Origin of the sequence: Crocosphaera watsonii WH 8501, from assembly GCF_000167195.1 — a bacterium.
Lineage (GTDB): Bacteria > Cyanobacteriota > Cyanobacteriia > Cyanobacteriales > Microcystaceae > Crocosphaera > Crocosphaera watsonii.
Window position 1 is genome coordinate 1 of record NZ_AADV02000201.1, and the last position, 6,812, is coordinate 6,812.

The window sequence follows — 6,812 nt, forward strand, 5'->3', positions numbered from 1 at the left end:
ACACGGCAGTGCAGCTTGACGCTGGTTCAGATCTAGAGGATCCCCAGCATTAGCGTAATCATTCATGTTTCTGATTCAATCATTAACAAAATTATTAATGGTGAAACTCCTATGACTGCTGAAATTGACTTACGATTATGTCGTTATTTTCAATTATCGGACGGTTACTTTTTAAGACTACAAAATGATCATGAAATGATGCAAGCAAAAAGAAAATTAGGAGAAACCTTAAATGAAATTATTCCCCTAACTAAATTATAAAATTCTGATCATTAGATATCAAATAAATTTAATTATTAACCGAAAAAAATTAAGCTTTGTCAGCTTTCTTTTTAGCAAGTTTACGTTTGAAAGCAGCACCAAAACTAATGGCAGTTCCTGCACCTAAAATGGTTAAAGGTTCGGGTACAGCATGAGTGGTTTGGATGTCAAATGAATAGAGATCAGAAACAGGCGCAGTGACATCTGCGGGGGTGATAACAGTAATACTATCAGCCATCCAAGAAATGTCCACAGCACTACGTCCAGCTGTTTGTGTTACTCCGATGATTTCTCCTGGTTTATCAACCCAGTCTAGGTCAGATAAGACCCATTTAAGGTCACGACTAGCAGTACCTGGGAAATCCAAGCTTAAGTCAAATGAATCGGCTGCGAGATCAATCACCACATCAGCGCCAATAACTAAATCGTCATACTCAGCCCCAGAGTCAGTGACGATAGCCGATCCAGATAGAAATGTGGCACCATTATTAAGACCAAAAGAGTAATCTATGCTATCGCCAATTAAAGAAGCTTGTGCCGGAGCCGCAACTAAACCGACTGCCACAGTAGACAATAAGGCAGAAAAAGTTAAACTTTTCATTTTTGAATGTACTCAAAACTTTGTTACGGCTTAAATATACATAAGGGGGGGGAAAGTCAAGAGCAAATTGATGATTTTTAGATATTTTTTTTTGTTTGTTATCAACTCATTACTTTCCTGAAAATATACATGAAGTTATACATGAAGTTATACATGAAGTTATACATGAAAGCTAACATCGTTTACACGAAAAATAACATTGATGTGTTATGGCAGTGCAAAAATTAGTCAGTATACTTTTGAGCCGTTTGAGTATCATTCCAAGGTGACGAGAAATCTGATGAATGTCTTAAGCGTAATCTGTATTGCTAGATGGTAATGATTTAGGCTTAATAAAATGGACTTAATAATATTAAAACCCTACGGATATTAAATTTTTATTGTTTATCAACTTATAGCAATCAGTTATCAGTTGTGAGAATTAAGTGAATTCTGATCCCCCCTAACCCCCAAACCCCGTCGTTAACGACGGGGTCTTAAGGGGGGAACTGAAGGGGTGATCTCGAAGTTCTCATAAATCATTCCTGATTGCTATATTTTCTAAACTTAAGAATGGAAATGGGTTTAAAACCTATTTGCTTAATCATCTATCAAATTCTTGTCTCAAAAGATTTTACTGTCAGAGAAATAGAGCAACTTATCAGTTTATAATTAATCAGTGAAACAGTATGTGAAGTTTTTATGTATTGTTGTGACATCTGGAAAATATAATGTTAGAATGATGTGGATAAGTACAGTATATTCCACAATTAAGCTAACTACATTGATTTTAGGGTATTGCTATAAGCTGCGTCCAAATATAAGTCAGTCAGACAAGATTGACCGATGGATAGATATGCTTAGAGCTAACTATAATTGGTCTTTAGCAGATCGCATAGATACCTATTATCAAAGATATATTTGTGGAGACTATTGCGACTTAAGAACAAAAGTTGTTATTACTCCTTTAACTTGTTTATTAGGAGGAGCAACAGGTAATCCTTGGTCTAACAAAGGCAAGAAAAAAAGCCCAGTCAATATACAAATAACTGAACTTCCTTTACTAAAAAGAGCCAGACCTTGGTATGACGAAATAGATTCTACTGTCCTACAACAAAATCTCAGACGGTTAGATAATGGCTATAATAACTTTTTTCAGCTAAATAGAGGCTTTCCTAAGTTTAAGAATCGCAGTACATTTCGTTCTTTTACTTATGCAACTGGGGTGAAAATAAAGGGTAATAAAATCTATTTACCTAAGTTAGGTTGGGTTAAATTCTATAATTCTCGTCCTATCCCTAATGGGTTTAAGATTAAGTCAGTTACAGTTAGAAAAAAGGCTGACGGGTATTATGTTTCAGTCAGAATAGAAGATAAATCTGTCCCTACTTTTCCTGAAACAAAGCTAGAAGAAATTAAAACAGTAACGGGGTTAGATATGGGTTTAGGTAAGTTGATTTATTGTTCAGATAAATCAGCTATTAACAATCCTAAGTTCGCTACAAATAAGACAACTAAAAGATTACAGAAAATTCGTCAAAGGAGAATTAGTCGGAAAAAGAGACATTCTAATAACCGACGAAAAGCCCAACAAAGACTTTCTATATTTCAACATAAAATTGCTATTAAACGAGATTCTTATCAATGGGAAGTAGCCAAAAGAATTGTCCACAAATCTGATGCTATTGCCATTGAAGATTTAAACATCGCTGGCATGATTAAACGATGTAAACCAAAACGAGATGAACACACAGGAAGGTTTCTAAAAAATGGACAAAGTGCTAAACGCGCTTTAAACCGATTAATCGCCGATGCTTCATGGTATTCATTAACCCAAAAAATTGAGTACATGGCTGTTAAGTCAGGAAAAATTGTCTTAAGGGTTAATCCCCGTCATACTAGCCAAGAATGTTCAGTTTGTCATTATATAGATCCCGATAATAGAGAAGGAGAAAAATTCCTTTGTACTAACTGTGGTCATGTTGATGATGCCAATTTTCAAGCAAGTATTAATATCAAGAACAAAGCAATTAATCAGTATGGTTTAAACATAATTAAAAAGGTACGGAGGGACTTGCCGGAACCCAAACAATTAACCTTGTTTGAAACGCCCACCCCTGAATTGACAGAGGTTAAAAGGAGAAAACAGTCCGCCAGAAGCGGTGCGACCCCGGCGATTCGCAATCGCCTTCTTGTAGCGCACCAAGACAATGGCAAACGGGTTGTGCCTGGGAACTTGAGTGAATATACTTTTCAGTTAAGTCTATTTAATCAAGAAAATAACCATCCCGATAGGGATTCGTTATGAATCTCCTGCGATCAATGCCAGGAGAGCGTCAAAATGGATATTAACGAGGACAGTCACCAGACAATTTAGTTATCCTTTAGTATGACTCATTTATTATCTTGGCATTGGCGATCGCTTCCCCTAAAAAAGTTAACAGGTTCAGAGGTTTTTGAGAGATTATACGCTTCTGAGGCAACTATTGCAACCTTATTAGAAAGTCCCTTTCCTACCCCTTCTGACTATCCTTATTTATCCCGCTATTCTCTTTGTGCAGGGGAACCCCGTATTATCAATGGTAAACCTCGATTATGGACTCCCAAATTAGGTAATATTTTACCTTTTTTACAACAGTTATTAATGCAAACAAAGGGCAATTTGTCAAGTCCTGAACATCTACCATTTGGGGGAGGATGGTTAGGATGGTTGGGCTATGATTTAGCTTGGGAAATAGAATCTTTACCCCATTATAATCATGATCCTCTTCCCTTTCCTGTTGCTTATTGGTACGAACCCAACTCCTTCGCTATTTTAGATCATCTCGAACAAAAATTATGGTTAGCTGGTAATACTTTACAAGAGTTAGATGACTTACAATCTAAATTAGAAACAAAATCTTCTCCCTTTCCTTCTTCTCCAAAAGCTTCCCCTTCTTCTTTATCTTTTTACACAGATCAACAAGAGTATGAAAAGGCAGTATGTAAAGCAAAAAAATATATTCAAGCAGGGGATATTTTCCAAGCAAACTTATCCTTAAGATTTCAAACCACAACCCCATTAAAGAGTTGGCAACTCTATAAAAAATTACAACAGATTAACCCTTCTCCCTTTGCCAGTTATTGGCGATCGCCTTGGGGAGATATGATTAGTTGTTCCCCCGAAAGATTAGTGAGTTTAAATGATAATATTGCCCAAACCCGTCCCATTGCTGGAACCCGTCCCCGTGGTGCAAATTTTCAACAAGAAACAGCTATGTTGATGGAACTTTCTTCTGATATCAAAGAAAGAGCAGAACATATCATGTTAGTTGATTTAGAACGTAACGATCTGGGAAAAGTTTGTCAATGGGGTTCCGTAGAAGTTGATGAATTATTAACCATAGAAAGATATAGTCACGTTATACATTTAGTCAGTAATGTTAAAGGAAAATTGCGCCAAGAACAAACATCTATTGACCTTATTAAAGCCCTATTTCCTGGGGGAACTATTACAGGATGTCCCAAGGTAAGATGTTTAGAAATAATTGAAGAATTAGAACCAGTTAAACGTAATTTATTTTATGGTTCTTGTGGTTATTTAGATTATCGAGGAAATTTAGACTTAAATATACTCATTCGTACTTTATTATATACCCCGTTATCCCCTAACTTAGCCAGTGTTTGGGGACAAGTTGGTGCTGGTATTGTCGCTGATAGTGACCCCGAAAAAGAATGGTTTGAATCTCTACAGAAAGCCAAAGCACAGTTAAAAGCATTGAATTTATAATTGACAATGGATAATGGACAATGGATAATGATTTATTAATAACTATGTTATGATGTAGATAAGCTAGTTTTGCTTTTTGTCTGTTTAAAATTTTTGTTTTTTTCTGAATCTATTTTTTTACAATCATGTCTTTAACTCGCATTCCTCCTTCTTGGGATATTTCTGAAAATAAAATCACCCCTGAGAACGTTTATTTTAACCGTCGTCGCCTCTTAAAAGGAATAATCGGGGCAAGTATCGCCGGCAGTTTAATTCCCCTGTCAGGATGTCAAAAATCAGCCTCTCAGACTGCATTAGAAGCAACATTACAAGGAACTAAAATTCCAGGGGTTAAAACCTCCCCTAAATTTAGTCAAGTAGATCGCCCCATGACTAAAGAAATTTTAGCGGGACAATATAACAATTTTTATGAATTTGGAGGAACCAAAAAGATTTGGTTAAACGCTCAAAACTTACCTACAGAAAACTGGAAAGTTGAAGTTACAGGATTAGTTAAAAATCCCAAAACCTACGATATTGATGATTTAAAAAAGACATTCCCTTTAGAAGAAAGAATTTATCGTTTTCGCTGTGTTGAAGCTTGGTCAATGGTATTACCTTGGGTTGGGTTTCCTATGAAAGCATTAATGGCAGCAGTTGAACCAAAAAGCGAAGCAAAATATGTTCGTTTGACTTCTTTTTATGATAAAGAAATTACCACGGGACCCAGTTTCCATTTAGGAGCTTTACCTTGGCCTTATAAAGAAGGGTTAAGAATTGAGGAAATGGCTAACGAATTAGCATTTTTTGCTGTTGGTATTTACGGTGAGGACTTACCCAAACAACACGGCGCACCGATACGGATGGTTATTCCTTGGAAATACGGATTTAAAGGAGCAAAATCTATTGTTAAGATTGAATTTTTAAAGGAACAACCTGCTACTTATTGGAACACTATTGATCCCAACGAATACGATTTTGAAGCCAACGTTAACCCTTCCAAACCTCACCCCCGATGGTCCCAAGCAACGGAAAAATTTATTAGTACAGGCCCCGGTTTATCTTGGGACATAAAAGAGACATTACCTTACAATGGTTACGGGGAATATGTCGCTGATTTATATACTTAACAGAATACAAATATGAATAATTGGTTTCATAGTTATTTGTTATAGTAATCAAGTATATATTGTCTGATTAATGGACAATATATGTGGAGTAATTAGGGTTTGCTGAATAAAAGCAAAACCCTATTCTTTAAAAGGTTACACCCATATTCGCGATCGCAAAAAAGATCAGCTTTGTCGGCTACAAACCGCTATAATTGGTAGAAACACCTCCCAGTTGTTGGTCAAGAACAAATGTATCGAAAAGAGGAGCAACCTTTACCGCCCCCAGAAAAATTTGAATTACCTTTCGAGGGCAAATTGTCCCCCAATAATCGTTGGGTAATCATGGCAGAGTTGATACCTTGGGATGATTTTGAGGAAGAATATGCTAAACTTTTTTCAGCAGAAAAAGGTGCGCCAGCCAAACTATTTAGAATGGCATTAGGGACATTAATTATTAAGGAAAAATTAGGAACAAGTGATAGAGAAACTATAGAACAGATTAGAGAAAATCCCTATCTACAATACTTTATAGGTTTAAATTGTTATCAACAAGAGCCACCACTGGAATCTTCAATGCTAGTTCATTTTAGGAAAAGAATTGATGGAGAATTGATAAACAAAATCAATAAAAAAATAGTAAAAAGAGAAATAGACAAGAGTGATAAAGAAGTAAAAAAAAAGGATTGTCTCCAAGAAAAAGGAGAAAAAATAAAAAATAAAGGTAAACTAATTTTAGATGCGACTTGTGCGCCAGCAGACATCAAATACCCAACGGATTTAGGCCTTATTAACTCCAGGCAGAATTGAGACCGGAAGGAATAATTGATAACTTTATAACCCAGAATTCGGACTTCAAATGTCGTTAAAAAATACTATCTCCAAAGTCCGAAATCTCCTGGGCAGAATTTTCCCTTCCTAACTTTCGGAAATTTCCATCCGAGATTTTCCCTTGAATTTCAGATCCACACGAGGAGTCCCCCCTTGATCTGACCCTTCTTAATTGGTTCCCCCTCTGTTATCTTCGGCGGTACCTTTACGTCTTGATGGTGTTCCGGACCTGCCCGATGATCCCGGGGGTGCCGTATCTGGCAATTTCTGCGTACGAATTCTT

The 6,812-nt window shown here is 36.4% G+C and carries 5 protein-coding genes and 1 pseudogene; 5 read left to right on the forward strand and 1 reads right to left on the reverse strand.

Features of this window, described 5'->3' with window-relative positions:
• Positions 1 to 111 precede the first annotated feature (111 nt).
• The gene (locus CWATDRAFT_RS38985) at positions 112 to 261 is read left to right on the forward strand and encodes a helix-turn-helix domain-containing protein (RefSeq protein WP_007308239.1); all 150 of its coding nucleotides are present in this window, start codon (positions 112 to 114) and stop codon (positions 259 to 261) included.
• Between the two features lie 49 nt (positions 262 to 310).
• On the opposite strand, the gene CWATDRAFT_RS40710 is transcribed toward CWATDRAFT_RS38985, so the two are convergent.
• Positions 311 to 862, reverse strand: coding sequence for a PEP-CTERM sorting domain-containing protein (locus CWATDRAFT_RS40710; RefSeq protein ID WP_007308244.1), 552 nt, complete (start codon positions 860 to 862; stop codon positions 311 to 313).
• Positions 863 to 1,532: 670 nt separating this feature from the next.
• On the opposite strand from CWATDRAFT_RS40710, the gene CWATDRAFT_RS28550 reads away from it, so the two are divergent.
• From CWATDRAFT_RS28550 to CWATDRAFT_RS28565, 4 genes and pseudogenes are all read left to right on the forward strand, one after another.
• Positions 1,533 to 3,149 (forward strand): RNA-guided endonuclease InsQ/TnpB family protein, encoded by a 1,617-nt coding sequence (locus tag CWATDRAFT_RS28550; protein ID WP_232287227.1) that lies wholly within the window; start codon positions 1,533 to 1,535, stop codon positions 3,147 to 3,149.
• 81 nt (positions 3,150 to 3,230) lie between these two features.
• Positions 3,231 to 4,610 (forward strand): anthranilate synthase component I, encoded by a 1,380-nt coding sequence (locus tag CWATDRAFT_RS28555; RefSeq protein WP_007308241.1) that lies wholly within the window; start codon positions 3,231 to 3,233, stop codon positions 4,608 to 4,610.
• A 125-nt stretch (positions 4,611 to 4,735) separates the two neighbouring features.
• Positions 4,736 to 5,719, forward strand: coding sequence for a protein-methionine-sulfoxide reductase catalytic subunit MsrP (gene msrP / locus CWATDRAFT_RS28560; RefSeq protein WP_007308242.1), 984 nt, complete (start codon positions 4,736 to 4,738; stop codon positions 5,717 to 5,719).
• A gap of 231 nt (positions 5,720 to 5,950) precedes the next feature.
• A pseudogene (locus CWATDRAFT_RS28565) lies at positions 5,951 to 6,531 on the forward strand (transposase); the annotation flags it as partial.
• Positions 6,532 to 6,812: the final 281 nt, after the last annotated feature.